Consider the following 26,531-nt stretch of genomic DNA (forward strand, 5'->3'; position numbering starts at 1 on the left):
CCCGCTACGACAAACGCGCCCGCCACTACCAGGCGCTGGTCACCCTCGCCTGCCTACGACTCTGGCTGCCCTGACTTTGCGGACACGACCTAGTGGTGGAACCCGGTGGCCGCCCCCTTGTCCCGGGTCCGGGGGGCCTGCTGCCGGCGCAGTTCGGGCAGGAGGCGGGTCAGGTCGGCCATGAACAGGTCGGCCAGGTCGTGGGAGAAGCCGTTGCGGCACACGATCCGCAGCACGGACAGGTCCTCCCGGTTGGCCGGGAAGGTGTAGGCGGGCACCAGCCAGCCGCCCTCGCGCAGCCGCCGGGAGACGTCGAAGACGTCGTACGCCGTGACATCGTCGGCCGTGGTGAACGCGAACACCGGCAGCTCGTCCCCCCGGGTGAGCAGCCGGAAGTCGCCCAGCGCCTCGATCCGCCCGGCGAGTGAGCACGCCACGTCCCGTGTCGACTGCTGCACCGCGCGGTAGCCCTCGCGGCCCAGCCGCAGGAACGTGTAGTACTGCGCGGCCACCTGGGCGCCGGGCCGGGAGAAGTTCAGCGCGAAGGTGGGCATCTCGCCGCCCAGGTAGTTCACCCGGAAGACCAGTTCCTCGGGCAGCGCCTCCTTGTCCCGCCACAGCGCCCAGCCGACACCGGGGTACACCAGCCCGTACTTGTGGCCCGAGGCGTTGATGGAGGTCACGCGCGGGAGGCGGAAGTCCCACACCAGGTCCTCGTCCAGGAAGGGCGCCACCATGGCACCCGACGCCCCGTCCACGTGCACCGGCACGTCCAGCCCGGTGCGTTCCTGGAGGGCGTCCAGGGCCGCGCACAGCTCGGCGACCGGCTCGTAGGAGCCGTCGAAGGTCGAGCCGAGGATGCCGACCACCCCGATGGTGTTCTCGTCGCACAGTTCCACGGCGGCCTGCGGGTCCAGATGGAACCGGTCGCCCTCCATGGGCACCTGCCGGGCCTCCACCTCCCAGAAGGCGCAGAACTTGTCCCAGCACACCTGGACGTTGACGCCCATCACCAGGTTGGGTCGCGCGCCCGGGTACCGGTCGGCGTTCCGCTTCGTCCAGCGCCGCTTCAGCGCCATCCCGGCGAGCATGCACGCCTCGCTGGAACCGGTCGTCGAACAGCCGACGACGGCCGCCGGGTCCGGTGCGTGCCACAGGTCGGCGAGCATCGCCACGCAGCGCCGTTCCAGCTCGGCCGTCCGCGGGTACTCGTCCTTGTCGATCATGTTCTTGTCGCGGCACTCCGCCATCAGCACCCCGGCCTGCGGCTCCATCCAGGTGGTGACGAAGGTCGCCAGGTTCAGCCGGGAGTTGCCGTCCAGCATCAACTCGTCGTGCACCAGCTGGTACGCCGTCGTCGGCGGCAGCGGGGCGTCCGGGAGCCGGTGCGTGGGCGGGGCCTCGGTCATGCCGCCGACCGGGTTCGCCTCCCCGAAGAACGGGTTGACCGACATCGGCCGCCCCTCGTGCTTCTGGGGACCTTTGTGCAGGGCCATGAATGTGCCTCCGGAGGGATGGGAGAAGGACGGGGGTCAGCGGAGCGGGGTGCCGTCGTCGCGCAGCTGCATCTGCGGGCGGCCCGTCACCAGCAGCCAGGCCGGCAGCGACGCGATGGTCAGCAGGGCGATGATCGTGGGCGACGCGACCAGGACGGCGGCGGTGAACAGGCTCACCCAGCCCTGCCGGGTGATGGCCAGCAGCATGCCGAGGACACCGGTGGCCACGCCCAGTGAGGGCTGCACGGCCGGCACGAGCGCATGGGCGCACAGGCCCAGGGCGGTGCCCACGAAGACCGCGGGGAAGATGCGGCCGCCACGGAAGCCGCATGCCGCGGCGACCAGCAGCGCGGCCAGCTTGACCACCGTCATCGTCGCGAACTGCCCGGCCGACCAGCCCTCGGGGTCATGGGCCAGCTGCCCGACCTCCGACAGCCCCTTGAACAGCGTCAGATGGCCGCCCACGGCCGCCAGGGCCCCGAGTACGGCCCCGCCGGCCGGAAGCATCAGCATCGGGTGCCGCAGGCGCCGGAAACCCGCGTGGACGTACGGGAAGGCGTACACGGCACACATGCCGAGCAGCGCGGACACGGGGGCGATCACGAGGGCCGCCAGCAGGTCCCCGGCGTGCGGATGACCCAGGGGCGGCAGCCCGAGGTCGAAGGTCGGACGGGCCACCAGGGTGGTCGTCATGGCCCCGCACGCGCCGGCCGTCAGCGGCGCGAACAGGTTGTCCCACAGCCGTCCCCGCATCGGCCGCCCCGCCAGCGCCTCGGAGATCACCAGCGCCGCCGCCACGGGCGTGCCGAACAGCGCGCCGATCGTCGCCGACTCCGCGAGCACCGGCCACAGGGCGTTCGGCGCCCTGGGCAGCAGGCGCCCGCCGAGCCAGACCGCGAGGCCCACGTTCACGGCGATGATCGGGTTCTCCGGGCCGAGGCTGGGGCCGCCGGCCAGCATCAGCGCGGTCGCCAGCGCCAGCCCGGGCAGCACCCCCGGCCGCAGGACCGGGGCGTCGAGGCCGAGCGTGGCCGGGTCGGGTCCGGCGTGCCCGGGCACCTTCCAGACCACCAGCCCGACGGCGATGCCGGTCGCCACGAGCATGACGAACATCCACAGCACCGAGTAGCGGCCCACGCCCAGCGCGTCCGGCAGGGGGCCCCACAGCACGTGCTGGAGCTCTTCCGCCGCCGTGCTCACGCCGACGAAGAGCAGGCTCGCGGCCACGCCCACGGCGACGGCGGGCACGATGAACGGCAGCAGGGCCCGTGCCGGGGCCGTGGGGGCGCTCGAGGGCGCCTGCTGCGTCGTGTCCTGGGCCACGCGCTCACCATAAGCGGACAAAAGCCACCCAACATCCCGAACGCCGGCCGGCTTGCACCTCACGTGACGTGATGCCGCAGCGTGGTGGCGTACCGACGACAAGGAGCGGAAAGTGAGCTACTCCGTGGGACAGGTCGCGGGGTTCGCCGGGGTCACGGTGCGCACCCTGCACCACTACGACGAGATCGGCCTGCTCGTACCCGGCGACCGGACGTACGCCGGCCACCGGCGCTACGACGACACCGACCTCGACCGGCTTCAGCAGATCCTGTTCTACCGGGAGCTGGGCTTCCCGCTCGACGAGGTCGCGGCCCTGCTCGACGATCCGGAAGCGGACCCGCGCGCGCACCTGCGCCGCCAGCACGACCTGCTGACCACCCGGATCGAGACGTTGCAGAAGATGGCCGCGGCCGTGGAACACGCCATGGAGGCACGCAGCATGGGTATCAGCCTGACACCGGAGGAGAAGTTCGAGGTCTTCGGTGACTTCGACCCCGACCGGTACGCCGGCGAGGTGGAGGAGCGCTGGGGCGACACCGAGGCCTACCGGCAGTCGCAGCGCCGGACCGCCTCGTACACCAAGGAGGACTGGAAGCGGATCAACGGGGAGATGGACGCGATCCACCGCCGTATGGCCGGCCTGCTCGCCGAGGGCACGCCCGCGGACTCGGACGCGGCGATGGACGTCGCCGAGGAACACCGCCGGTTCATCACGCGTGCGTACTACGACTGCGGGCACGCGATGCACGCGTGCCTCGGCGAGATGTACGTCGCCGACGAGCGCTTCACCGCCACGTACGAGGACATCCGGCCCGGTCTGGCCGGGTACCTGCGGGACGCGATCGTGGCGAACACGGCCCGGCACCGCACGTCCTGACGCGCCGGCCCGGGATCACTCCCGGGCCAGCACCACCGCCGTGCCGTACGCGCACACCTCGGTGCCCATGTCCGCGGCCTCCGTCACGTCGAACCGGAACGCCAGCACGCCGTTGCCGCCACGCGCGCGTGCCTGCTCCACCAGCCGCTCCATGGCCTGGGTGCGGGTCAGCACGAGCGTCTTGGTGAGCCCCTTCAGCTCACCGCCGATCATCGACTTCAGCCCGGCGCCGATCTGGCTGCCGAGGTGCCGCGAGCGTACGGTCAGTCCGAACACCTCGCCGAGCACCTCCTGCACCCGGTATCCGGGCACGTCGTTCGTCGTCACGACCAGCACGTCCGGCCGGGGCCCCTGGCCGCCGCCGTAGTCATCGAGTCCCATGGGTCACAGCTTTCTCCCGGTCGCCCCACAGTGCATCCTGGAGGCCCCGGTGGAACCTGGGGCGGTCACCTCACGTTGATAGCTTTGTGCGGCGACACCTGGACGCAGCAGACGCAGCGAGCACGGCGGCCCCCCGGCCGCCGTAGCCGCCTTCACCCCCTCAGGAGCCCGGACCCGTGATGACACTCGCCCTAGGCCCGAGCTGGATGGATCCCAACCACCTGCTCGGCACGTACGGCATCTGGGGTCTGCTGCTCGTCGTCTTCGCCGAGTCCGGCCTGCTCATCGGCTTCTTCCTGCCGGGTGACTCCCTGCTGTTCACCTGCGGCCTGCTGATCACGTCGCACAAGCTCGACTTCCCGCTGTGGGCCGCGATCGGCCTGATCTGTCTCGCCGCGATCCTGGGCGACCAGGCGGGCTACATGTTCGGCAAGAAGGTCGGCCCGTCCCTGTTCAACCGCCCGGACTCCCGCCTGTTCAAGCAGGAGAACGTCGTCAAGGCGCACGAGTTCTTCGAGAAGTACGGCCCCAAGTCCCTGGTGCTGGCCCGCTTCGTGCCGATCGTGCGGACGTTCACGCCGATCATCGCGGGCGTCAGCGGCATGCGCTACCGCTCGTTCCTGACCTTCAACGTCATCGGCGGCCTCCTGTGGGGCGCGGGCGTCACCCTGCTCGGTTCCTGGCTCGGCAACATCGGTGTCGTCAAGAACAACATCGAGGCCATCCTCATCCTGATCGTCCTGGTCTCGGTGGTCCCGATCGCGATCGAGTTCCTCCGCGCGCGCGGCAAGAGCAGGAAGGCGGCCGGCCGGACCGAGCCGGAGGCCCCGCAGCAGCCCGCGTACCAGCAGCAGCCGTACCAGCGGCAGCCGGTCATGGACGACGCGACGACCCGCCTGCGCCGCATCGCCCCGGAACAGCCGTACGAGCAGCCGTACCAGCAGCAGCCGTACCAGCAGGAACAGCCGTACCAGCAGCCCCAGCAGCACTGGAACCAGGGCGGCTACGAGCAGCAGCACCACGACCAGCAGCAGTACCCGCAGCAGCAGTACGACCAGAACCAGTACGACCCGAACCAGTACGACCAGAACCAGTACGACCCGAACCAGCACGACCCGAACCAGTACCCCTACGACCACCGCCGGCAGTAGCAGGCACGCGCCGGGCGCTCAGAAACCTCTGGTCCGCTTCGCGGCCCGGCGCTTGCCGGCGGAGCCGACGCGCAGGAACAGCCGCGAGATCTCCGACCCCAGGTTGACCCCGATGGCGATGGCCATCGCCAGTGACGCGGCCTTGGCCAGCGACACCAGCCCCTTGTCCACGTTGTTCTGCGCCATGGACAGCAGTCCGAAGTAGGTCGCCGAACCGGGCAGCAGCGGCCCGATCGCCGCGGTCGTGTACGGCAGCGCCGAGGCGAACCGGTACCGGGACAGCAGCTGCCCGAACAGCCCGACGAGTCCCGCCGCCACGGCAGTGGAGGCCACCGGCGAGATGCCGCCCGCGTAGTGCATCGCGCCGTACACCGACCAGGCGACACCCCCGTTGAGGGTCACCCAGAGCACGGTGGACCGTTCCTGCTGGAGCAGCACCGCGAAGGTCAGCGACAGCAGCATGGAGGCCGTGATCTGGAGCAGCGGACGCTCGGAGATGCCCAGCGCCGCGTCCGGGTTCAGCTCACCGCCGATCTTCACGCCGAAGTACAGGACCACCAGCACCCCGACGACGATGCCGACGAAGAAGTACATGACCTCCAGCAGGCGCGCCGACGCCGTGATGTAGAAGCCCGTCAGCCCGTCCTGCACGCCCGCCACCAGCGCCCGCCCGGGCAGCAGCGCGAACAGCCCACCGGTGATCACGGCGGACGCCTTCACGTCCACGTGCGCCAGTGTCAGCGCCACCCCTATCGCCGCGGGCGGCATCGCGGCCACCGTGAACTGGTAGAACTCCGGCAGCCCGCGTCCCGCGCACAGCCATGCCAGCCGGTCGCCGAGCATCGCGCCGACGGCCGCCGCGAGGAACACGATCGGGTCACCGCCGACCAGGATGGACGCCGCACCGGCCAGCAGTCCGCTCGCGAGGGTGAGCGCCCAGCCGGGGTACGGGTGCCGGTTGCGGCGGATCTCCGCCAGGCGCCGGTAGGCCTCCTCCAGGGAGACGTGCGTCTCCGGGTCCGTGAGGTCGTCCACGAGCCGGAAGACGGCCGCCAGCCGCGTGTAGTCGGTGCCCCGCCGCCGTACCGTCCGGGACGCCGTCACGGGGTCCTCGACCAGGGACGGCTGGTGCGAGATCGACAGCAGGGTGAAGGTGACGTTCGGCTCGCACCGGTCCAGGCCGTAGGACCGGCACACCGCGAACATCGCGGCCTCCACGTCCTCCGCACCCTCGCCGCCGGCGAGCAGCAGTTCCCCGATACGCAGGGTCAGGTCCAGCACGCGCGGGACGGCCGGGCCGCCCTCCTCCGCGCGCTGCACCGGCTCCGGCGCCGGCCGCTCGGTCACCGGCATGCGCAGCATGGTGCGCATGCGGTCCTGCCAGGGCGCGTCCTTGACCAGACTGACCAGCGGCACCCCGGCGGCCGGCGTGAACGCGGGCGGCGGGCTCTTCGCGTCGTAGGTGCTGGGCGTGCTGAACGCGGATCCCTCCGGTTCGGCACTGTGCGGATGCGGCGTCTGGAGCCCGTCGGGTACCGCGAACTCGGACGTCGTCTCCGGCTCACCACCGACCCTGGGAACGTCGAGGCCCCGGGGAACGGCGAACTCGGACGTGATCTCCGGGTCGTACCGCGCCTCGTCGGACCGCAGTTTCCGGTCCTCCGTCTCCGTCACCTCGCACCGCTCCCTGAACGACACATTCCGTAAGCCTCAGTATGCGCACACGTACCCGGACGGGCCGCACACCTGCCCGCATGCGAAACGGGCCGCACGCATGCGCGTGCGGCCCGTTCAGCGAAGCGTGGGCTCAGTGGCCGCCCTGCTCCTTGAAGCGCTTGTACGACCGCTCGATCTCCGTCTCGGCGTCCGTACGGCCGACCCAGTTCGCGCCCTCGACCGACTTGCCGGGCTCCAGGTCCTTGTACACCTCGAAGAAGTGCTGGATCTCCAGGCGGTCGAACTCCGACACGTGGTGGATGTCGCGCAGGTGCTCCACACGCGGGTCGGTGGCCGGGACGCACAGCAGCTTGTCATCGCCGCCGGCCTCGTCCGTCATACGGAACATGCCGATCGCGCGGCATCGGATGAGGCAACCCGGGAAGGTCGGCTCGTCCAGGATGACCAGCGCGTCCAGCGGGTCACCGTCCTCGCCGAGGGTGTTCTCGACGAAGCCGTAGTCGGTCGGATAGGCGGTCGAGGTGAAGAGGCGACGGTCCAGGCGGATCCGACCGGTCTCGTGGTCCACCTCGTACTTGTTCCGCGAACCCTTCGGGATCTCGATCGTGACGTCGAACTCCACCGGTGGCTCCTCCATGATCAGCACATAGTTCTGGTGGTTAAGTGTCCCTCACGCAGGTGTGTGATCGCGAAAGGGGCTGGTGGTCGTGCCAGTACTGAGGCCTTGGCGGGCCACGAGACCGCGGGTGGCGCGGATCGCGAACGCCGTACGACCGTGTCTGGCACGCGCCGCGACGGCCGCCGGGCCGCGGATCGCGCGGCTGACGAAGGCCGTGCGCGTCGGACCTGCGCACCTCTCCCGTCCGCGGACCGTCAGGACCTGGCAGTACACCGCGGGCGCCGCCACCGCCGGCCTGGTGCTGGCCGCCGGCGTGGTGACCGTCGCCGGTCCCTGGGACGCCAACGGTCAGCGTACGGCCGAGGGGGACCGCGCCGCCGCTCTGGAGGGATCAGGTGGCGCAGATCACGGCCGTTCCGGTACGGCTGCGGGAGCGCCCCGGCCCGCGCCGAGCGCCGCGCCCGTCCTGACGGGCCTGGGCGGCACCGGTGGCGCCGTCGGCACCCGGAAGGCCCCCTCGGGCGGCAGGCCTCTTCCGGACGTCCTGGAACCCCTCCTGGACGCCCCGGCGCTCGGCGACGACCGCGCGGCGGCCGTCGTCGACGTCGCCACCGGCACCCGCCTCTACGGCACCGGCGACGGCAAGGCCCTCACCCCCGCCTCCACCACCAAGATCGCCACCGCCGTCGCCGCCCTGTCCGCCCTCGGCCCCGACCACCGCCTCACCACCCGCGCCGCCCTCGAACCCGACACCCGGGAACTCGTCCTGGTCGGCGGCGGCGACCCCACCCTGACCGCACACCCGAAGGCCGGCGGGGGCTGGGCCGCCCTGCGCACCCTGGCCGCGGACACCGCGAAGGCGCTGGACAGGCGCGGCATCCACGACATCACCCTCTCGTACGACACCACCCTCTACACCGGCCCCGCCCTGCACCCCATCGGCGTCAACGACAACCTCGCCCCGGTCAGCGCCCTGGCCGCCGACGAGGGCCGCGCGGACGACTCCGCCGGCGGGCCGGCGCCCCGTGTGAGCGACCCGGCGGCGGACGCGGCCGCGAAGTTCGCGGGCTTTCTCAAGGCGGCCGGCATCACCACCACGTCCCCGGGCCCGTCCAAGGCCAGCACGCGCGCGCAGACCCTCGCCACCGTCTCCTCGCCCCCGCTGTCCGCCCTGGTCGAGCGCATGCTCACCAACAGCGACAACGACATCGCCGAGGCCCTGGCCCGCCAGACCGCCCTCGCCGGCGGTGACCCCGCGAGCTTCGCCGGCGGCGCCCGGGCGATCGCCACCCAGCTGCGCAAGCTCGGCCTGCCCGTGTCCGGGGCCGCCTTCCACGACGGCAGCGGCCTCGACCGCGCCGACCGGCTGACGGCGGACCTCCTCACCGCGCTCCTGGTCAAGGCGGGCGACCCGGCCCGCCCGGGCCTCCGCCCCGTCCTCACCGGCCTCCCCGTCGCCGGCTTCACCGGCACCCTGAGCGCCCGTTACACCGACGGCGCCGCCGGGGTCGTACGCGCCAAGACCGGCACCCTGACCGGCGTGAACACCCTCGCCGGCACGGTCGTCGACAAGGACGGGCGGCTCCTCGCCTTCGCCTTCCTGGCCTCGCACACGGCCGACGCGACGGAGGCCCAGTCGGCCCTGGACGCCGCGGCGACGGCACTCGCGGGCTGCGGCTGCGGGTAGGCACGCACACGTGGGCCGGACGTACGGTTCCCGCCGCGGCCCGGTCCCCGCCCGTGGTCGCCCCGGCCCCACGGCCTGCCCCAACGGGGGCCGCTCACGTACCGTTGACGCATGACTGGCTTCGGTGGCACCGCATCTCCCGGGATGGTCGACTGGAACCTCGCGGTGGCGACCGCGACACGGCTCGTGCGACCGGGCCCCGACGTCAGCCGTGACGAGGCCCGGTCCGTCGTCGCGGAACTGCGCCGCCACGCGAAGGCCTCGGAGGAACACGTCCGGGGCTTCACCCGGATGGGCACCGACGAGATCCACGACACCCCCGTCCTCGTGGTCGACCGCCCCGGCTGGGTCCGCGCCAACGTCGCCGGCTTCCGGGAGATCCTGAAACCGCTCCTGGAGAAGATGCAGGAACGGCGTGGCGGCAACCCGGGCAGCGCGGTCCTCGGCGCCGTCGGCGGCAAGGTCACCGGCGTGGAACTCGGCATGCTCCTGTCGTTCCTGTCCTCCCGCGTTCTCGGCCAGTACGAGACCTTCGCCCCCGCCGCCCGCGACCTCCCGGCCGGCGCGAACGGCGGCGGCCGGCTGCTGCTCGTCGCGCCCAACATCGTCCACGTGGAGCGGGAACTCGACGTGGAGCCGCACGACTTCCGGATGTGGGTGTGCCTGCACGAGGAGACCCACCGCACGCAGTTCACCGCCGTGCCCTGGCTCCGTGACCACCTGGAGGGCGAAATCCAGTCGTTCTTGGCCGAGACCGACGTGGACCCGATGACCTTCCTGGAGCGCATCCGGGAGGCTGCCCAGTCCCTGGCGGGCGGCCGGCCCGAGGCCGAGGAGGAGGACGGCGGACGCTCCTTCGTGGAGCTGGTGCAGAGCCCGGCCCAGCGAGAGGTCCTCGGGCGCCTGACCGCCGTGATGTCCCTGCTGGAGGGCCACGCCGACTACGTCATGGACGGCGTCGGACCCAGCGTCGTACCGACCGTCTCGGAGATCCGCGAGAAGTTCCAGCAGCGCCGCGCGAAGGGCGCCTCCCGGCTGGACCTCGCCCTGCGCAAGCTGCTGGGTCTGGATGCCAAACTCAAGCAGTACCGGGACGGCGAGCGGTTCGTGCGGGCCGTCGTCGACCAGGTCGGCGTCGACGGCTTCAACCGCGTGTGGACCTCGCCCAACACCCTGCCCACCAAGGGCGAGATCGCCCAGCCGGCCGACTGGGTCACCCGGGTGCACCGCAAGGCCGAGTCGTGATCCGTGCCCGGGCGTCGTGAGACGAATCCGGCCGACGGCAGGCGAACGCCCCTTCAATCACCCGTCCGAGGGACCGTGAGCCATGCGTAGGCGTGCAATGCTCGGGGAACGGCCCGCTTCTGTCACCATCTACACACTCTGTGTGACCGACTCGGGTTCACCCCCCGGAAAACTTCATGAAGGGAACCGGACATGGGTCCCCATCCTGCGGTCGCGGCGATACGCCTGGCGGTTCGCCGCGTCCTCCACGACATCCTGAACGACCACCAGACCTCCGGCGCGCACGCGGCCCGGCAGGCCCCCGGTGAGCGCCGGCGGCCCGGCCGGACGGACGAGCGGCCCCCCTCCCCGCTCGTCCTCGTCGCCTGCTCCGGCGGCGCCGACTCCATGGCACTCGCCTCCGCCCTCGCCTTCGAGGCCCCCAGACTCGGCATCCGCGCCGGCGGGGTCACCGTCGACCACGGCCTCCAGCCCGGTTCGGGACTGCGCGCCGACGAGGTCGCCCTGCGGCTGCGCGAGCTGGGCCTCGGCCCGGTCGACTCCGTCGCCGTGACCGTCGGCCGTGAGGGCGGGCCCGAAGCCGCCGCCCGCGACGCCCGCTACGCCGCCCTCGACGCCGCCGCCGAACGCCACGGCGCCACCGCGGTCCTGCTCGGCCACACCCGCGACGACCAGGCCGAGACCGTCCTGCTGGGCCTCGCCCGCGGCTCCGGCATCCGCTCCCTGTCCGGCATGGCCGCGGTCTCGGGGGCCGGCGGCCGTTACCGGCGGCCCTTCCTGCACCTCGACCGGCAGACCGCCCGCAAGGCCTGCATGGTCCAGTCCCTTCCCGTCTGGGACGACCCGCACAACGCCGACCCCGCCTACACCCGCTCCCGGCTCCGGCACGAGGGACTGCCCGCCCTGGAGAAGGCCCTCGGCAAGGGCGTCGTGGAGGCGCTCGCCCGCACCGCCCAGCTGTCCCGCGACGACGCCGACGCCCTCGACGCCTGGGCCGGCCAGGCCGAGGCCGCCGTGCGGGACGCGGCGGGCCTGCTGGAGTGCGCCAAGCTCTACGCCCTCCCGCCCGCCGTGCGCCGCCGGATCCTGCGCCGCGCGGCCATCGAGGCCGGCGCCCCGGCCGGTTCGCTGTTCGCCCGCCACATCGAGGAAGTCGACCGCCTGATCACCGGCTGGCGCGGTCAGGGAGCCATCAATCTCCCGGGCAGAGTCGTCGCCCAGCGCCAGGGTGGCAGACTGGTGATTCGGCAAGGCTGAACCCGGCCCCTCCCGGAGCGACCCTCCGGCGGGCCGGGCAGCCGGTGGCCGCGCATGCGGCCGTAAGTGCGGGACGACCGAAAGTGATGCGGGTGGACGCGAAAGACATGGGTGCCGACCTCCAGCAGGTGCTCATCACCAAGGAAGAGATCGACGCGAAGCTGGCCGAACTGGCCGCGAAGATCGACGCGGAGTACGCGGGCAAGGACCTGCTGCTCGTGGGCGTCCTCAAGGGCGCGGTGATGGTCATGGCCGACCTCGCCCGGGCGCTGTCCACCTCCGTCACCATGGACTGGATGGCCGTGTCCTCCTACGGCGCGGGCACCCAGTCCTCCGGTGTCGTCCGCATCCTCAAGGACCTCGACACCGACATCAAGGGCCGGCACGTCCTGATCGTCGAGGACATCATCGACTCCGGCCTGACCCTCTCCTGGCTGATCAACAACCTCGGTTCCCGCGAGCCCGCCTCCCTGAAGGTGTGCACGCTGCTGCGCAAGCCGGACGCCGCCAAGGTCGCCATCGACGTGGAGTGGGCCGGCTTCGACATCCCGAACGAGTTCGTCGTCGGCTACGGCCTCGACTACGCCGAGAAGTACCGCAACCTGCCGTTCGTCGGCACGCTGGCGCCCCACGTCTACGGCGGCTGAGCCAGTCGGCCCAAGCCCGGCAGGATGATCGGGAACCCCAGCGGGTCCTGTGCCGTTGAAGCTTGCAGAGACGGGTTTTCCCAGCCGTCGAAACGGCTCCGTGCGGCTTCGGGCAACAATGCTGGGGTACCGTCAGAAGAACTGTCTTATCAAACTCACTATGGCAGGAGGGACGGGGCGGCACCGCTCCGTATGGATGGACGTGAAGCGATACTTCCGTGGGCCGGTCATGTGGATCGTGCTGGCCGTCCTTGCCGTGGTCGTGTTGATGCAGGTCGTCGGCTCGTCCGGCGGCTACAAGACGGTGGACACCGGCCAGGTCGTGGCGGCGATCAATGCGAACAAGGTCGAATCGGCCAAGCTCACAACCGGTGACGAACAGAGCATCAAGGTCACCCTCAAGGACGGTTACAAGGTCCAGGGCAGCTCGAAGATCCAGGCGAGCTACATCGGCGACCAGGGCGTGACCATTGCCGGCACGCTCCAGACCAAGTACCAGGACAAGCAGATCACGGACGGCTACACCGTGGCGCCGTCCAAGCAGAACCCGTTCCTCGGCGTTCTGCTGTCGCTGCTGCCCTTCGTCCTGATCGTGGTCGTCTTCCTGTTCCTGATGAACCAGATGCAGGGCGGCGGCTCCCGGGTCATGAACTTCGGGAAGTCCAAGGCGAAGCTCATCACCAAGGACACGCCGAAGACGACCTTCTCCGACGTCGCCGGCTGTGACGAGGCCGTCGAGGAGCTCCAGGAGATCAAGGAGTTCCTCCAGGAGCCGGCCAAGTTCCAGGCCGTCGGCGCCAAGATCCCCAAGGGCGTGCTCCTGTACGGCCGCCCGGGTACCGGCAAGACCCTGCTCGCGCGCGCCGTCGCCGGCGAGGCGGGCGTCCCCTTCTACTCGATCTCCGGTTCCGACTTCGTCGAGATGTTCGTCGGTGTCGGTGCCTCCCGGGTCCGTGACCTGTTCGAACAGGCCAAGGCGAACGCCCCGGCGATCGTCTTCGTCGACGAGATCGACGCGGTCGGCCGTCACCGCGGCGCCGGCCTCGGCGGCGGTCACGACGAGCGCGAGCAGACCCTGAACCAGCTGCTCGTCGAGATGGACGGCTTCGACGTCAAGGGCGGCGTCATCCTGATCGCCGCCACCAACCGTCCGGACATCCTCGACCCGGCCCTCCTGCGCCCCGGCCGCTTCGACCGCCAGATCGCGGTCGACCCGCCGGACCTCCAGGGCCGTCTGGAGATCCTCAAGGTCCACCAGAAGGGCAAGCCGGTCGCGCCCGACGTCGACCTGGCCGCGGTCGCCCGCCGTACGCCGGGCATGACCGGTGCCGACCTCGCCAACGTGCTGAACGAGGCCGCGCTGCTCACCGCCCGCGGTGACCAGAAGCTGGTCGACAACAAGGCGCTGGACGAGGCCATCGACCGCGTGGTCGCGGGACCGCAGAAGCGGACCCGGATCATGTCGGACAAGGAGAAGAAGATCACCGCGTACCACGAGGGCGGTCACGCCCTGGTCGCGGCGGCCTCGCCGAACTCCGACCCGGTCCACAAGATCACGATCCTGTCCCGCGGCCGTGCCCTCGGTTACACGATGGTCCTGCCGGACGAGGACAGGTACTCGACCACCCGCAACGAGATGCTCGACCAGCTCGCCTACATGCTGGGCGGCCGGGCGGCCGAGGAACTGGTCTTCCACGACCCGACCACCGGTGCCGCGAACGACATCGAGAAGGCCACCAATCTGGCCCGCGCGATGGTCACGCAGTACGGCATGACCGAGCGGCTCGGCGCGATCAAGTTCGGCGGCGACAACAGCGAGCCCTTCCTCGGCCGCGAGATGGCGCACCAGCGCGACTACTCGGAAGAGGTCGCCGCGCTCGTCGACGAAGAGGTCAAGAAGCTCATCGAGACCGCGCACAACGAGGCCTGGGAGATCCTGGTCGAGAACCGCGACGTGCTCGACAACCTCGTTCTCCAGCTGCTGGAGAAGGAGACGCTGGGCAAGGAGGAGATCGCCGAGATCTTCGCCACCATCGTCAAGCGCCCGCCGCGGCCGGCCTGGACCGGCTCCTCCCGCCGCACCCCGTCCACCCGTCCGCCGGTGCTCTCCCCCAAGGAGCTGGCGCTGACGAACGGTGCGAACGGCGCGACGGCGGCGATCAGCACGGTCAAGTCCACCGTCACGGAGTCCGCCCCGGTCACGGAGCAGGCCCCGGAGGACCGCTCCGAGAGCTGATCGTCCGGCCCGCAGACCCGGAATGCATGCCGCGCCCCCCAGGTTCTAGCCTGGGGGGCGCGGCATTGCGCATGTCCGCAGACGGAACGCGTGTCCGACGCGTGTGCAAGGCACAGGAACGAGGAACCCAGATGACCGACCCGGTGACGCTGGACGGCCAGGGGCCCATCGGTGAGTTCGACGAGAAGCGCGCCGAGAACGCCGTACGGGAACTGTTGATCGCGGTCGGTGAGGACCCGGACCGCGAGGGCCTGCGGGAGACGCCGGCACGGGTGGCGCGAGCGTACAAGGAGATCTTCGCCGGTCTGTGGCAGCAGCCCGAGGACGTCCTGACGACGACGTTCGACCTGGGGCACGACGAGATGGTCCTGGTGAAGGACATCGAGGTGTACTCGACGTGCGAGCACCACCTGGTGCCGTTCCGGGGTGTCGCGCACGTCGGCTACATCCCGTCCGAGGCCGGCAAGATCACCGGCCTGTCGAAGCTGGCCCGGCTGGTGGACGTCTACGCCCGCCGGCCGCAGGTCCAGGAACGGCTCACCACGCAGATCGCCGACTCCCTGATGAGCATCCTGGAGCCGCGGGGCGTCATCGTGGTCATCCAGTGCGAGCACATGTGCATGTCCATGCGCGGCATCCGCAAGCCGGGCGCGAAGACCATAACGTCCGCCGTGCGCGGCCAGCTGCGGGACGCGGCGACCCGCAACGAGGCGATGAGCCTCATCATGGCGCGCTGAACAGACCGGTGGGCGGGGCCGGCGGTCAGGCCGCCGGTTCCACTCCCGTGGGGTTCTGGTCGTCGTCCTCGGGGAGCTTGCAGACCCGCTCCAGGAACAGGGCCGCCGCTATCACACCGACGCCCGCCAGGAGCGAGAAGCCGGCGTAGAGCGACTGGTCGCGGCGGGCCGGGATGTCCAGCAGCTCCAGCAGGAAGACGCCCGTGCCGCCGTACATCCCGGCGACGAGCGCGGCCACCAGGGCGCTGGCCTGGCCGAAGACGACCGCCCGTGCCGCCATCAGCGGGTCGACCCCCTTGGCGCCGGGCCGGCGCTCGCGCTGGGCCCTGAGGCGGGCGCGCAGCGAGAGCGCCGTGGAGAGCAGCACCACCGCGATCAGCGCGAGCACGATGGGGGCGGCCAGGGGGACGCTGGGCAGGGTCCCGATCGAGTTCCAGAGGCGGGCGCCCGCCCAGGACAGGATTGCGGCCACGGCGAACACGCCGACCAGCACCCTGATGCGCAGCTCTCTCACGGTGTCCCTTCAGTTCCCCCGGACCGTCCCGGTGCGTGGTCGTGGTGGTCTCGGTCCTGACCCGTCTCGACCTTAACGACTACTCGGGCAGGCGGAGTTCCAGGTCCTCGCGCGGTTCCACACCCTCACGGGTGACGGCGGACAGCAGATCGGCCACCGCGCCACGGCCGGCGAGCCGCGCCTGCGGGTCCACGTCGTGCCAGGGAGCGAGCACGAAGGCCCGCTCGTGGGCGCGCGGATGGGGCAGGGTGAGGTGCGGGTCGTCCGAGGTGACGTCCGCGTAGGCCACGATGTCGACGTCCAGCGTGCGCGGGCCCCAGCGCTCGTCCCGGACGCGGTGGAAGGCCTCCTCGACGGCGTGCGCCCGCTCCAGCAGGGAGGCCGGGGGCAGCGTCGTCCTCAGGACCACGACCGCGTTGAAGTACGACGGCTGGCTGCCGGGCGTCACGCCCCACGGCTCCGTCTCGTACACCGGGGAGACGGCCTTCACGCGGACGCCCGGGGTGTCCTCCAGGGCGTCGACGGCCCCCTGGAGGGTCTCCAGGCGGTTGCCGAGGTTGGAACCGATGGAGACGACGGCCCACTGCGGGTTGTGCAGGGTCGTGTCGGCGGCGTCCACCTTCTCCACGACCGAGGCGGGCACCGGCTGGACGGTGGGGTCGCTCTGACCCTGGCGGAAAGGTCGGGTCATACTCGGCTCCGGGTGATGGTGACGGTCACGTCGTCGAAGGGGACGGTGATCGGCGCGTCGGGTTTGTGGACGCAGACCTCGACCTCCCGGACACCCTCGTGCTCCAGGCAGGTCCGGGCGATCTGCTCGGCGAGCGTCTCGATGAGGTTCACCGGCTCGCCCTCGACCACGGCCACGACCTCCTCGGCGACGATGCCGTAGTGCACGGTCTTCGTCAGGTCGTCGTCGGCCGCCGCCGGCCGGGTGTCCAGGCCGAGGACGAGGTCCACGATGAAGGTCTGACCCTCCTCGCGCTCCCTGGGGAACACACCGTGATGCCCGCGGGCCTTCAGGCCGCGCAGCGCGACACGATCCACGCGAATCACTCCTGCAATCGTCGGGAACGACCGGTCGGTACCGCGTGCGGGCGGTACACCGGCCTTGGACGAATCTACCCGCGGGCACCGGCAGAGCCGGGCCGCGGGGGCGTGGGGCGGGGCCGCGGCGCGGAGGGTTCACCGGATGTTTCCCCCGGGGAACCCGGCCGTGCCGGCGGTTGGTAGCCGCTCCTACCCCCGGCGGGTGATTCCAAGCACGCTCCGTCTCCGCCCCGCTCCTGTGCGTGCCGCGGTCGCGGGTGCCCGTCCGCTCAGGCGAGAGGTTCGTCGCCCGGGTCCACTCCGTTGACGCTCTCCTCGTCGTCGGCGTCGTCGGTCTCGGCCAGGACGGGAGAGGCGTGATGGGACCAGAGTTTCCAGCCGGAGTGCGTGCGCCGGAACACGTTCGTGGCGACCACGAGCTGGCCGACCAGCGGTCCGAGTTCCGCGCCCTCCTCCGGGGCGGGACCACCGCTGAGGATGTTCTCCGTGCAGGTCACGAGCGCGGTGTCACCGGTGACGGAGACGTGCACGTCGGTGAGGAAGAACTGGATGTAGTCGGTGTTCGCCATGATCAGGGCGTACGACCTGAGAACCTCGCCGCGGCCGGTGAGCACCGGCCAGCCGGGGTGCACGCAGGAGACGACGCCGGTGTCCGCGGGGTCGTGGTACGTCTCGTCCACGCCCAGGTCGACGGGTGCGAGCCAGAGCGAGGAGACCTCTTCGAAGTCGCCGCGTTCCAGCGCCTCGTAGAAGGCGGTGTTGGCGGCCTCGACCTGCTCGACATCGGTATGGGGGGCGCTCACCGGTCTCCTTCCGCCCCGCGCTCGCCTTCGACGCCCGGCACGTGCGCGGTGCCAGGCGGGGCGCCGCGCGCACCCCCGGGGCCCGGCGTCGTCCCCGCCGTACGCGCTCCCTCCACGGCCCGTGCCACCCGTACGGCGTCCGCGGTGGCGCGTACCTCGTGCACGCGCACCGCCCATGCGCCGGCCTGGGCGGCGAGCGCGGACACGGCGGCCGTGGCGGCGTCGCGCTCCCGGGCCGGCGGGGGCGCCCCCTGGGGTCCGGCGAGGACCCGGCCGAGGAACCGCTTGCGGGAGGCGGCGACCAGCAGGGGGTGGCCGAGAGCGCGCAGGCGGTCGAGGTGGGCGAGGAGGGCCAGGTCGTGGCCGGCCTCCTTGGAGAAGCCGAGGCCGGGGTCGACGACGACGCGGTCGAGGGCGATGCCGCCCGCCAGCACGGCCTCCACGCGCGCACGCAACTCGTCCAGGACTTCGGTGACGACGTCCTCGTAGACGCCCCCGGCGTTGCCGCCCTGGAGGAAGCCGCGCCAGTGCATGACGACGAACGGGGCGCCCGCCTCGGCGACCACCGGGATCATCGCGGGATCGGCCAGGCCGCCGCTGACGTCGTTGACGAGGCAGGCGCCGGCCGCGAGGGACCGTTCGGCGACGCAGGCGCGCATGGTGTCCACGGAGACGGCGACGCCCTCGGAGGCGAGGCCGCGCACCACGGGGATGACCCGCCGCAGTTCCTCCGCCTCGTCCACGCGCGTGGCCCCGGGCCGGGTGGACTCGCCGCCGACGTCGACCAGGTCCGCGCCCTCGGCCACCAGACCGAGGCCGTGTTTGACGGCGGCGGTCGTGTCGAACCAGCGGCCGCCGTCGGAGAAGGAGTCGGGGGTCACGTTCACGACCCCCATGACCGCGCACCGGTCCCATGCCGGAAGGCCGGCCACTCGGCCGCGCCCGCTGAGGTTGTTCATACGTTCAGCGTAGGCCCAGCAGGGAGGCCGTGAACGCGCGGCGACCCGGGCGGAAGCCCTCGTGCCGGAGGGGGTGGGCTTCCGCCCGGGCCGGTCCTGGTGCCGCACCGTTCGTCCGGTCCGGGCTCAGGCCGCCCGGACGTCCCGTTCGCCCATCGCGTGGGCGCAGGGGCGCTGGGCGGCCGTCCTGCGCCGGCGCAGGAAGCGCGGCAGCGGCAGGGCGAGGTTGACGAAGCCCTCCGCCTGCATGGCGGCGAAGCCGATGCGGGGCAGGTCGCCGGAGGCCCGGTAGACCACGAACCGCGGCTCCCAGCGTGGCTGGAACTTGGCGTTGAACTTGTACAGCGACTCGATCTGGAACCAGCGCGAGAGGAACACCAGCAGCCCGCGCCAGGCGCGCAGCACCGGACCGGCGCCGATCTTCTCCCCGCGTGCGAGGGCGGAGCGGAACATCGCGAAGTTCAGCGAGACCCGGGCGATGCCGAGCTTCGGGGCGGCCTGCAGGGCGGCGACGATCAGCAGTTCGTTCATGCCCGGGTCGGCGCTGCGGTCCCGGCGCATCAGGTCCAGCGAGACGCCGTCACCGCCCCAGGGCACGAAGTGCAGGATCGCCTTCAGGTCGCCGTACTCGCCCGGCGTGTCGTCGGCCTTGTGCGCGGTGGCGATCAGGCAGTCACCGTCGGACGGGTCGCCGATGCGGCCGAGCGCCATGGAGAAGCCGCGTTCGGTGTCGGTGCCCCGCCAGTCCTCAGCGGCGCGGCGGATCCGCTCCAGCTCGGCGTCGCCGACGTCACGGATGCGCCGGACCCGGGTTTCGTAGCCGGCTCGCTCGATGCGCTTGACCATCTGGCGCACGTTGCGCATCGCGCGTCCGGCGAGCGAGAAATCCGCCACGTCCACCACCGCCTCGTCGCCCAGTTCCAGGGCGTCCAGGCCGGTCTCGCGGGTCCACACCTCGCCGCCCGTCTCCGAGCAGCCCATCACGGCGGGGGTCCACGAGTGGGCCCTGGCCTCGTCCATGAAGCGTTCGATGGCGCCCGGCCAGGCCTCGACGTCACCGATGGGGTCGCCGCTGGCGAGCATCACGCCGGACACGACCCGGTAGGTGACCGCGGCCTTGCCGCTCGGCGAGAACACGACGGCCTTGTCGCGGCGCAGCGCGAAGTGGCCGAGCGAGTCGCGCCGGCCGTGCTTGTCCAGCAGCGCGCGCAGCCTGTCCTCGTCCTCCTCGGTGAGGCGCGCGGCCGGGTGTTCGGGGCGGAAGGCCAGGTAGACGGTGGTGACGGCGGTGATCCAGCCGAGCGCGCCGAGGGAGAAGGCGACGGTCCAGGAGGTGTTTCCCTGGTAGTCGACCGGCCCCTCGAAGCCGAACAGGCCGTAGATGACGTGCGTCAGCCGATCGGCCAGGCTCGGGTCGCCGATCGTCCGATCCGGGTGGACGCTGACGATGACCAGTCCGAGAACGAGGGAACCGGCGCTCATGAGGACGAAGTTGGCGAGCGCTCGCCACCTGCTGCGCGGGTCCGGCAGGGCCGCGAACTGGCTCCGGTGGCGCAGCAGTGGCACCAGCAGTACGACCGCGATGAGCATGCCGACGACCGAGTGCCGGTACGCGAACTGCCCCACCGCACCAGCCGGCAGCAGCGCGACCGCCGCGCGCCACGCCCGGCGTTTGCGCCGTTTGAGCCCGTGCGCGAGCAGCAGCAGCAGCACGCCGGCGCTCAGCGAGAGCGCCGCCGCGAACGGCCCGAACGAGCCCGGCAGCACTTCGGCGATGGCGTGCATACGGCTGTGACGGAAGCGCGGGAACACACCCGCGGCAATGTCCAGGACGCCCACGAGCGCGGCGGCCCGGCCGACCAGAGCGGGGACGGCCTCGGGGCGCGGGCCGCGCAGCATTCGCCGCGCCCGGCTTGATCGACCCGGAACCTCGCCCGACATTTCCCCATCTATCCTGACAGACATCGCATCCCGTAGTTCTGCGAGAGACCTTGAACCCGGGCCCGATCGGGCAGCCGGCGACATTGCGCCCTCTAGGACGGTGTCTCGGGGAGAGAGGTTCACTCCTCACCGGAAAGTCCGGTCAAAGGCCAAGGAAAGCCCCGGGCAAGCCTTCGCGACGAAGCGTGGGTACGGTACGGGCGGAAAGCGCAGGCAGGAAACAGCTCATGGGTCTCACGAGCAACAAAGTGCTGGTGCTGGCGATCGCGATCGCCGCCGGGCTGTTCGTCGGCACGGTGTGGCTGTGGCCGCGCCTCGCCCCCCGGAACTGGCGGGCCGTCGGCGGACGGGTCGGCCTGATGCTGGCCACCCAGCTGGCGCTCTTCGCGTCCGTCGGGCTCGCCGCCAACCAGGCCTTCGGCTTCTACGCCAGCTGGGCGGACCTGTTCGGCAAGGAGACCGAGCAGGGGATCGTCATCGACCACTCGGCCAACGGCAGCACCGGCGGCCCCCTCCAGGTGGTCTCCACCTCCGAGGTACCGGGGGTGCGCGCCACGCGGCCCGAGACGGGCGGACAGGTCCAGAAGGTCGACATCATCGGCCGTACGACCCACATCGTCACCCCGGCGTACGTGTACCTGCCGCCGGAGTACTTCCAGCCGCAGTACCGCACGCGTACGTTCCCGGCCGCCGTGGTGCTGACCGGCTACCCCGGCACGGCGCGGTCGCTGGTGGACAAACTGAACTACCCGCGCACGGCGCAGCAGCTGTCCAAGGACGGGCGGATGCAGCCGATGATCCTGGTCATGCTGCGGCCCACCGTGGCACCGCCGCGGGACACCGAATGCGTGGACGTCCCGGGCGGGCCGCAAGCGGAAACGTTTTTCGCGAAGGACCTCCCGGAGGCCGTCCTCACGCACTACCGGGCCGGCAAGCGCCCGGGCAGCTGGGGCGTCATCGGTGACTCCACGGGCGGCTACTGCGCGCTCAAGCTCGCCATGCACCACCCCGACGTGTACGCGGCCGGTGCCGGCCTCTCGCCGTACTACCGGGCGCCGATCGACCCCACGACCGGTGACCTCTTCCACGGCGACGCGGAACTGCGCAACCGGGCCGACCTGTCGTGGCTCCTCCAGCACGAGTCCGCGCCGGACACCTCGCTGCTCGTGACCAGCAGCAAGGTCGGTGAGCACAACTACAACGCCACGATGAAGTTCATCGCGCGCGTGCAGGCCACGAACCTGACCCGGATCTCGTCGATCATCCTCGAGAGCGGCGGGCACAACTTCAACACCTGGCGGCGCGAGATCCCGCCGTCGCTCCAGTGGCTCAGCGGGCGGCTCACCGACCGCTGAGCCCGTGGCGCGCCTGACACACCATGAAGCACGAGGTAAGGCCGTGTTTTTACTGGGCGGGGACCCATGAATCGCCTACGGGCGGTAAGTTTCTGGCCATGCCACGTGGACGCCACCGCCATTCCCCGCCTCTGCACCGGCTGTTGCCTCCCTCGGCGCTCGCCGGTGTGTCCGTCATCTGCGCACTGGGCCCCTGGGTGTTCGCCGAGGCGCCGGTGGTGCGCGCGCTGGCCGCCGTGGCCGCCGCGACCGCGGTCGCCGGCGCGGTCCTGATGCGCCGCTGGGACACCCAGGCGGGCAAACAGGTCGCCGAACTCACGCGCGCGCGTGCCGGCGACGAATGGCGGTACGAGGAACGGGTCGCCGAACTGGAGACCGATCTCGAGGAGTCCCGCGAGCTGCGCGTGAAGCTGGAGCAGCGGCTCAGGGCCAAGCGCGCCGAACTGGCGGGCCTGCGCAACGAGCACGCGGCCCTCCTGCGCCGGTACGCCACGGCGGAGACCGAGCGCGCGAGCGCCCTGGAGGGACGCCGGCTGCTGGAGATCGAGGCGGTGGTGCCCGAGCCGGCGTCCTCCTCACCCGCCCTGCCGCCCGGTCCGAGCGCCCGGCCGCAGGCGGACCCGGGTGCCGCGGACGTGTCCGGGGGCGCGGCGGCCGCCGCGGGCGGGGCGACGCCGTACCCGGTGTTCTCGTCCGAGGGCGCGCGGTTGTACCGGCGGGCCCTGACGGCCCTGGCCCGGTTCGACCACGGGGCACCGGCAGGACCGGAACCGGAGGCCGAGCCCGAACCGGAGCCCGAGCCGGCGGCCGCCACCGCGCCCGAGGCCGACGTGACGGGTGAAGCGGGCAGCGCGGGCGACGCGCCGCCGGCTCCCGTGGGCGAGGTGACTCCCCTCGCCGGGGTGGCCCCCGCGGGCGAGCCGGCCGAAGCCGTGGCCGAAGGAGCCGAGGCCGTCACCGAAGGAGAAGACACCGCGGCAGCCGTGACGGACGCCGCCGACACCGACACTGACGCCGCGCCGGCGGCCGAGGCCGCCCGTCCCGCGGCGCAGCCGCCCGCCGGGCACTTCACGGTGCCCACCGCCGTGGCCGTCGCCCCGGCCGCGCCCGCGCGGCGCCCGGCGGTCGAGGGCGGCTTCGACTTCTTCGGCACCCAGAAGGGCGCGCCGAAGGCCGCGCTGGACTCCGTGCAGAACGAGGACCTGGCCGATGTCGTCGGCCAGGAGGCGCTCGCCGTGCACAAGGCGGAGACCGAGGCCGGGTTCAAGCCCGCCGACGCGCGGTCCCGGGGTGTCGGTCAGGTCATCGACCTGACGGCGCACGACGAGACCGAGCAGATCGACGTCCAGAGGCTGCGCGGCGCGGCTTCCTGAGCCCCCGTCAGCCGCAGGGACGCACCAGGCGCTCCGGACGATCGGGCCCGGCCCTCCCGCGAGGGGGAGCCGGGCCCGACGCGTCGTCCGGCGCAGCCGACCACCGCCGACCGCCGGCCTGCTGTCAGCCGGTGGTCATCCAGCGATCCGGCGGGGCGGCCCGGCGGCCCGTACGGGACCTCTCCGCCTGCTCCGCCAAGAGGCGCGCGGCCTCCTCGGCGTCCCGCAGCCGGGCCGTGACGGTCTTGTCCGCCCCCGTGTCCACGTGGACGTCCGCGAGCCCCCAGCGGCGCTCCCAGGGCCCCTGGGTGAGTCGTACGCTCTGCACCTTGGCGTGCGGGACCAGCGAGAGCCGGCGGCGCAGCAGGCCGCTCCGGGCGGCGAACACCGTGCCGGTCACCGCGAGCCGGTGTCCGCGCCACCAGAGCGGGAGGCACCACCGGGCCCGGCGCGGCACGCGCGCCGGTTCCCGTGGCACCGTCACGCCGGGCAGGACGCGCGCGATGACGGACTCGGCGACCGCGCGCGGGGCGACGGGTATCAGCACCGAGTTGGCGGATCCGGCCACGTCCAGTTCCACCCGCACCCAGCCCGGCCGGCGCCACAGCAGCGGTTCCACGATCCGCACGGTCTGCACGCGGCCGGGCGGTACCGTCTCGTGTGCGCGGTCGAGCAGCCCGTGGTCGATGCGCAGCCCGTCCGGCGACTCGCTCACCGTCCAGTCGAACTCGGTGACGAAGCGGCCCGCGCTGCGCGCGCCGGCCGCGCCGAGCAGGGGCAGGGCGGTGGCGAGGACCGTCAGCGCGTTGTGGGTGGCGAGCCACAGCACGGTGGGCACGGCGAGTGCGGCGCCCAGCGAGGCCCAGGTGGCTCCCGTCAGCACCAGGGAACGCGCGAGCGCCCGCGGGGGCACGTGCAGCAGCTCGCGCGCCGGTGCCTCTCCCACACCGGCCGCCGTCTCGGGCGCGAAACCCGCCGCGCGCGCGAGCAGCTCCGCGCGCAGGGCGCGCGCCTCCCGCTCGCCCAGGAAGACCAGTTCGTCCTTGTCGTCGGCGCCGACGACATCGATCCGCAGCTTGGCGACGCCCGCCACGCGCGCGAGGAGGGGACGGGAGACGTCCACGGCCTGGATGCGCTCCAGCCGGATGTGCGCGGTCCGCCGGAACAGCAGGCCCGTACGGATGCGCAGTTCGGTACCGGTGACCGCGAAGTGCGTGAACCACCAGGACAGGAAGCCGTAGAGCCCGGCCACCGGCACCACCACGGCGGCCCCCAGCAGCAGCATGGTGCCGGTCAGCCGGGCCAGCTGCTCCTGCGCGCCGCCCGGGTCGTGCACCGCCCAGCCGGCCAGTACGGCGAGCGGCGCCCACGCCCGGCGGAAGGGCGTCACCGGATGCAGCCGGCGCTCGACGACGGGCGGCTGCTCCGGCATGCCGCCGTCCGGGCCGGCACCGTCCGCCGGTATGCCGCCGTCCGGCCCGCTGCCGTCCGCGCCGCCGGCCCGGGGTGTCACAGGCCCGCCGATCGTGCCTCGCCCAGCTGGGTGAGCCGGTCGCGCAGGCGTTCCGCCTCGGCCGGGTCCAGGCCGGGGATGGTCGCGTCGGTCGCGGCGGCGGCCGTGTGCAGCTGCACGGTGGCCAGCCCGAAGCGCCGCTCCACGGGCCCGGAGGTCACCTCCACCAGCTGCATCCGCCCGTACGGCACGACCGTCTCCTCACGCCACAGGACACCGCGGCTGATCAGCAGGTCGTCGGCGCGCTCGGCGTACCGCCACGAACGCCAGTTGCGCGCCAGCAGCCGCCGGCACCAGGCGGCGGACACCAGGGGCAGCAGGGCCCAGGCCGCCCACGCGGGCCCCACGAGAAGCCCCAGCAGCAGCCCCGTGGCGACCGCCAGCGTCCCTGCCCACACCGCCAGCAGCATCCGGCGCACGCGCAGCAGGCCGGGCTGCAGCCCCCGCCACACCGGCTCGCCCGCCGCCGTTCCCGCGTCTTCCCGGCTCCCCGTCTCCATGGAGCCAGGGTACGTAGGGGAAACTGGGGCCATGACTCCTACGGCGGAGACCACGGTCGGGATCGGCGGCGCGGCGGAGAGCACCGACATGGTGCTCAACATCGGGCCGCAGCATCCGTCCACGCACGGTGTACTGCGGCTCAGGCTCGTGCTGGACGGGGAGCGCATCGTGCGCGCGGAGCCGGTGATCGGCTACATGCACCGCGGCGCCGAGAAACTCTTCGAGGCCCGCGACTACCGGCAGATCATTATGCTCGCCAACCGCCACGACTGGCTGTCGGCGTTCTCCAACGAGCTGGGCGTGGTCCTCGCCGTGGAGCGGATGCTCGGCATGGAGGTCCCCGAGCGGGCGGTGTGGACGCGCACCCTGCTCGCCGAGCTGAACCGGGTGCTGAACCACCTGATGTTCCTCGGCTCCTACCCGCTGGAGCTGGGCGGGATCACGCCGGTGTTCTACGCGTTCCGGGAGCGCGAGGTGATCCAGAACGTGATGGAGGAGGTGTCCGGCGGACGCGTGCACTACATGTTCAACCGCGTCGGCGGCCTCAAGGAGGACCTGCCCGCCGGATGGGCCGCACGCGCGCGTGCGGCCGTCGCCGCCGTGCGCGCGCGCATGGACGTCTTCGACGACCTGGTGCTCGGCAACGAGATCTTCCGGGGACGCACGCGCGGGGTCGGGGTGCTGGCGCCCGAGACGGTGCACGCCTACGGCGTGAGCGGGCCCGTCGCGCGCGGTTCGGGCGTCGACTTCGACCTGCGCCGTGACGAGCCGTACCTGGCCTACGGCGACCTCCAGGACGTCCTGAGGGTCGTCACCCGCGCGGAGGGCGACTGTCTCGCCCGTTTCGAGGTCCTGCTGGAGCAGACCCACAACGCGCTGGACCTTGCCGACGCCTGTCTGGACCGGCTCGCGGAGCTGCCGCCCGGGCCGGTCAACCAGCGGCTGCCGAAGGTGCTGAAGGCACCCGAGGGGCACACGTACGCGTGGACCGAGAACCCGCTCGGCCTCAACGGCTACTACCTCGTCAGCAAGGGCGAGAAGACCCCGTACCGGCTCAAGCTGCGCTCGGCGTCGTACAACAACATCCAGGTGCTGACCGAACTGCTGCCGGGGACGCTGGTGGCGGACATGGTGGCGATCCTGGGGTCGATGTTCTTCGTGGTCGGCGACATCGACAAGTAGGCCGCCG

The 26,531-nt window shown here is 72.0% G+C and carries 24 protein-coding genes; 11 read left to right on the top strand and 13 right to left on the bottom strand.

Going from position 1 to position 26,531, the window contains the following annotated elements; genetic code table 11:
* Window positions 1–89: 89 nt before the first annotated feature.
* Together ACF1BE_RS32570 and ACF1BE_RS32575 are read right to left on the bottom strand one after the other, a co-directional pair.
* On the bottom strand, window positions 90–1,496 hold the full coding sequence (locus tag ACF1BE_RS32570) for a glutamate decarboxylase (RefSeq protein WP_392202595.1): 1,407 nt from the start codon (window positions 1,494–1,496) through the stop codon (window positions 90–92).
* 36 nt (window positions 1,497–1,532) lie between these two features.
* Complete coding sequence (locus ACF1BE_RS32575; protein WP_392202596.1) at window positions 1,533–2,819, bottom strand: ion channel protein; 1,287 nt, start codon at window positions 2,817–2,819, stop codon at window positions 1,533–1,535.
* 112 nt (window positions 2,820–2,931) lie between these two features.
* Here ACF1BE_RS32575 and ACF1BE_RS32580 point away from each other — a divergent pair, with 112 nt between their 5' ends.
* Window positions 2,932–3,696 carry a MerR family transcriptional regulator gene (locus ACF1BE_RS32580; RefSeq protein WP_392202597.1) on the top strand — a complete coding sequence of 255 codons (765 nt, stop codon included), beginning with the start codon at window positions 2,932–2,934 and terminating at the stop codon, window positions 3,694–3,696.
* A 15-nt stretch (window positions 3,697–3,711) separates the two neighbouring features.
* On the opposite strand, the gene ACF1BE_RS32585 is transcribed toward ACF1BE_RS32580, so the two are convergent.
* A complete protein-coding gene (locus ACF1BE_RS32585; RefSeq protein ID WP_373908307.1) occupies window positions 3,712–4,077 on the bottom strand; it encodes a YbjQ family protein in 366 nt (121 codons plus the stop codon).
* A gap of 176 nt (window positions 4,078–4,253) precedes the next feature.
* On the opposite strand from ACF1BE_RS32585, the gene ACF1BE_RS32590 reads away from it, so the two are divergent.
* Complete coding sequence (locus ACF1BE_RS32590; RefSeq protein ID WP_392202598.1) at window positions 4,254–5,228, top strand: DedA family protein; 975 nt, start codon at window positions 4,254–4,256, stop codon at window positions 5,226–5,228.
* A gap of 18 nt (window positions 5,229–5,246) precedes the next feature.
* On the opposite strand, the gene ACF1BE_RS32595 is transcribed toward ACF1BE_RS32590, so the two are convergent.
* Together ACF1BE_RS32595 and ACF1BE_RS32600 are read right to left on the bottom strand one after the other, a co-directional pair.
* Window positions 5,247–6,902 carry a threonine/serine exporter ThrE family protein gene (locus tag ACF1BE_RS32595; protein ID WP_392202599.1) on the bottom strand — a complete coding sequence of 552 codons (1,656 nt, stop codon included), beginning with the start codon at window positions 6,900–6,902 and terminating at the stop codon, window positions 5,247–5,249.
* Between the two features lie 133 nt (window positions 6,903–7,035).
* Window positions 7,036–7,527, bottom strand: coding sequence for an inorganic diphosphatase (locus ACF1BE_RS32600; RefSeq protein WP_030734045.1), 492 nt, complete (start codon window positions 7,525–7,527; stop codon window positions 7,036–7,038).
* 124 nt (window positions 7,528–7,651) lie between these two features.
* On the opposite strand from ACF1BE_RS32600, the gene dacB reads away from it, so the two are divergent.
* From dacB to folE, 6 genes are all read left to right on the top strand, one after another.
* Complete coding sequence (dacB, locus tag ACF1BE_RS32605) at window positions 7,652–9,211, top strand: D-alanyl-D-alanine carboxypeptidase/D-alanyl-D-alanine-endopeptidase (protein ID WP_392202600.1); 1,560 nt, start codon at window positions 7,652–7,654, stop codon at window positions 9,209–9,211.
* A gap of 111 nt (window positions 9,212–9,322) precedes the next feature.
* Window positions 9,323–10,456: a zinc-dependent metalloprotease gene (locus tag ACF1BE_RS32610; RefSeq protein ID WP_392202601.1), complete on the top strand. Its 1,134-nt coding sequence runs from the start codon at window positions 9,323–9,325 to the stop codon at window positions 10,454–10,456.
* 192 nt (window positions 10,457–10,648) lie between these two features.
* Entirely contained in the window at window positions 10,649–11,713 is a 1,065-nt protein-coding gene (gene tilS, locus ACF1BE_RS32615) for a tRNA lysidine(34) synthetase TilS (protein ID WP_392202602.1), read from the top strand.
* A gap of 86 nt (window positions 11,714–11,799) precedes the next feature.
* Window positions 11,800–12,360: a hypoxanthine phosphoribosyltransferase gene (gene hpt, locus ACF1BE_RS32620; protein WP_392202603.1), complete on the top strand. Its 561-nt coding sequence runs from the start codon at window positions 11,800–11,802 to the stop codon at window positions 12,358–12,360.
* 196 nt (window positions 12,361–12,556) lie between these two features.
* Window positions 12,557–14,596: an ATP-dependent zinc metalloprotease FtsH gene (ftsH, locus tag ACF1BE_RS32625; protein WP_392202604.1), complete on the top strand. Its 2,040-nt coding sequence runs from the start codon at window positions 12,557–12,559 to the stop codon at window positions 14,594–14,596.
* A gap of 131 nt (window positions 14,597–14,727) precedes the next feature.
* Window positions 14,728–15,333, top strand: coding sequence for a GTP cyclohydrolase I FolE (gene folE, locus ACF1BE_RS32630; RefSeq protein WP_356821310.1), 606 nt, complete (start codon window positions 14,728–14,730; stop codon window positions 15,331–15,333).
* A 25-nt stretch (window positions 15,334–15,358) separates the two neighbouring features.
* On the opposite strand, the gene ACF1BE_RS32635 is transcribed toward folE, so the two are convergent.
* From ACF1BE_RS32635 to ACF1BE_RS32660, 6 genes are all read right to left on the bottom strand, one after another.
* Window positions 15,359–15,847, bottom strand: coding sequence for a DUF3180 domain-containing protein (locus tag ACF1BE_RS32635; RefSeq protein WP_392202605.1), 489 nt, complete (start codon window positions 15,845–15,847; stop codon window positions 15,359–15,361).
* A 79-nt stretch (window positions 15,848–15,926) separates the two neighbouring features.
* Window positions 15,927–16,538 (bottom strand): 2-amino-4-hydroxy-6-hydroxymethyldihydropteridine diphosphokinase, encoded by a 612-nt coding sequence (folK, locus tag ACF1BE_RS32640; RefSeq protein WP_392202606.1) that lies wholly within the window; start codon window positions 16,536–16,538, stop codon window positions 15,927–15,929.
* Window positions 16,535–16,894, bottom strand: a complete 360-nt coding sequence (gene folB, locus ACF1BE_RS32645) for a dihydroneopterin aldolase (protein ID WP_392202607.1) — start codon at window positions 16,892–16,894, stop codon at window positions 16,535–16,537. Before folB ends, folK begins: the two co-directional genes overlap by 4 nt.
* 272 nt (window positions 16,895–17,166) lie before the next feature.
* Window positions 17,167–17,700, bottom strand: a complete 534-nt coding sequence (locus ACF1BE_RS32650) for a nuclear transport factor 2 family protein (RefSeq protein ID WP_392202608.1) — start codon at window positions 17,698–17,700, stop codon at window positions 17,167–17,169.
* Complete coding sequence (gene folP, locus ACF1BE_RS32655) at window positions 17,697–18,659, bottom strand: dihydropteroate synthase (protein WP_392202609.1); 963 nt, start codon at window positions 18,657–18,659, stop codon at window positions 17,697–17,699. Before folP ends, ACF1BE_RS32650 begins: the two co-directional genes overlap by 4 nt.
* Window positions 18,660–18,785: 126 nt before the next feature.
* Window positions 18,786–20,600, bottom strand: a complete 1,815-nt coding sequence (locus tag ACF1BE_RS32660) for a phosphatidylglycerol lysyltransferase domain-containing protein (protein ID WP_392202610.1) — start codon at window positions 20,598–20,600, stop codon at window positions 18,786–18,788.
* A gap of 227 nt (window positions 20,601–20,827) precedes the next feature.
* Between ACF1BE_RS32660 and ACF1BE_RS32665 the strand changes: the two genes are divergently transcribed.
* Both ACF1BE_RS32665 and ACF1BE_RS32670 read left to right on the top strand, forming a co-directional pair.
* Window positions 20,828–21,955: an alpha/beta hydrolase gene (locus ACF1BE_RS32665; protein ID WP_392202611.1), complete on the top strand. Its 1,128-nt coding sequence runs from the start codon at window positions 20,828–20,830 to the stop codon at window positions 21,953–21,955.
* A 98-nt stretch (window positions 21,956–22,053) separates the two neighbouring features.
* On the top strand, window positions 22,054–23,328 hold the full coding sequence (locus ACF1BE_RS32670) for a hypothetical protein (RefSeq protein ID WP_392202612.1): 1,275 nt from the start codon (window positions 22,054–22,056) through the stop codon (window positions 23,326–23,328).
* 124 nt (window positions 23,329–23,452) lie between these two features.
* On the opposite strand, the gene ACF1BE_RS32675 is transcribed toward ACF1BE_RS32670, so the two are convergent.
* Together ACF1BE_RS32675 and ACF1BE_RS32680 are read right to left on the bottom strand one after the other, a co-directional pair.
* A complete protein-coding gene (locus ACF1BE_RS32675) occupies window positions 23,453–24,760 on the bottom strand; it encodes a PH domain-containing protein (protein WP_392202656.1) in 1,308 nt (435 codons plus the stop codon).
* 77 nt (window positions 24,761–24,837) lie between these two features.
* Window positions 24,838–25,341 carry a PH domain-containing protein gene (locus tag ACF1BE_RS32680; protein WP_392202613.1) on the bottom strand — a complete coding sequence of 168 codons (504 nt, stop codon included), beginning with the start codon at window positions 25,339–25,341 and terminating at the stop codon, window positions 24,838–24,840.
* Between the two features lie 31 nt (window positions 25,342–25,372).
* On the opposite strand from ACF1BE_RS32680, the gene ACF1BE_RS32685 reads away from it, so the two are divergent.
* Window positions 25,373–26,524: an NADH-quinone oxidoreductase subunit D gene (locus ACF1BE_RS32685; protein WP_392202614.1), complete on the top strand. Its 1,152-nt coding sequence runs from the start codon at window positions 25,373–25,375 to the stop codon at window positions 26,522–26,524.
* The last annotated feature ends 7 nt before the right edge of the window (window positions 26,525–26,531 follow it).

Origin of the sequence: Streptomyces sp. NPDC014991 (assembly GCF_043080665.1) — a bacterium.
Classification (GTDB): domain Bacteria; phylum Actinomycetota; class Actinomycetes; order Streptomycetales; family Streptomycetaceae; genus Streptomyces.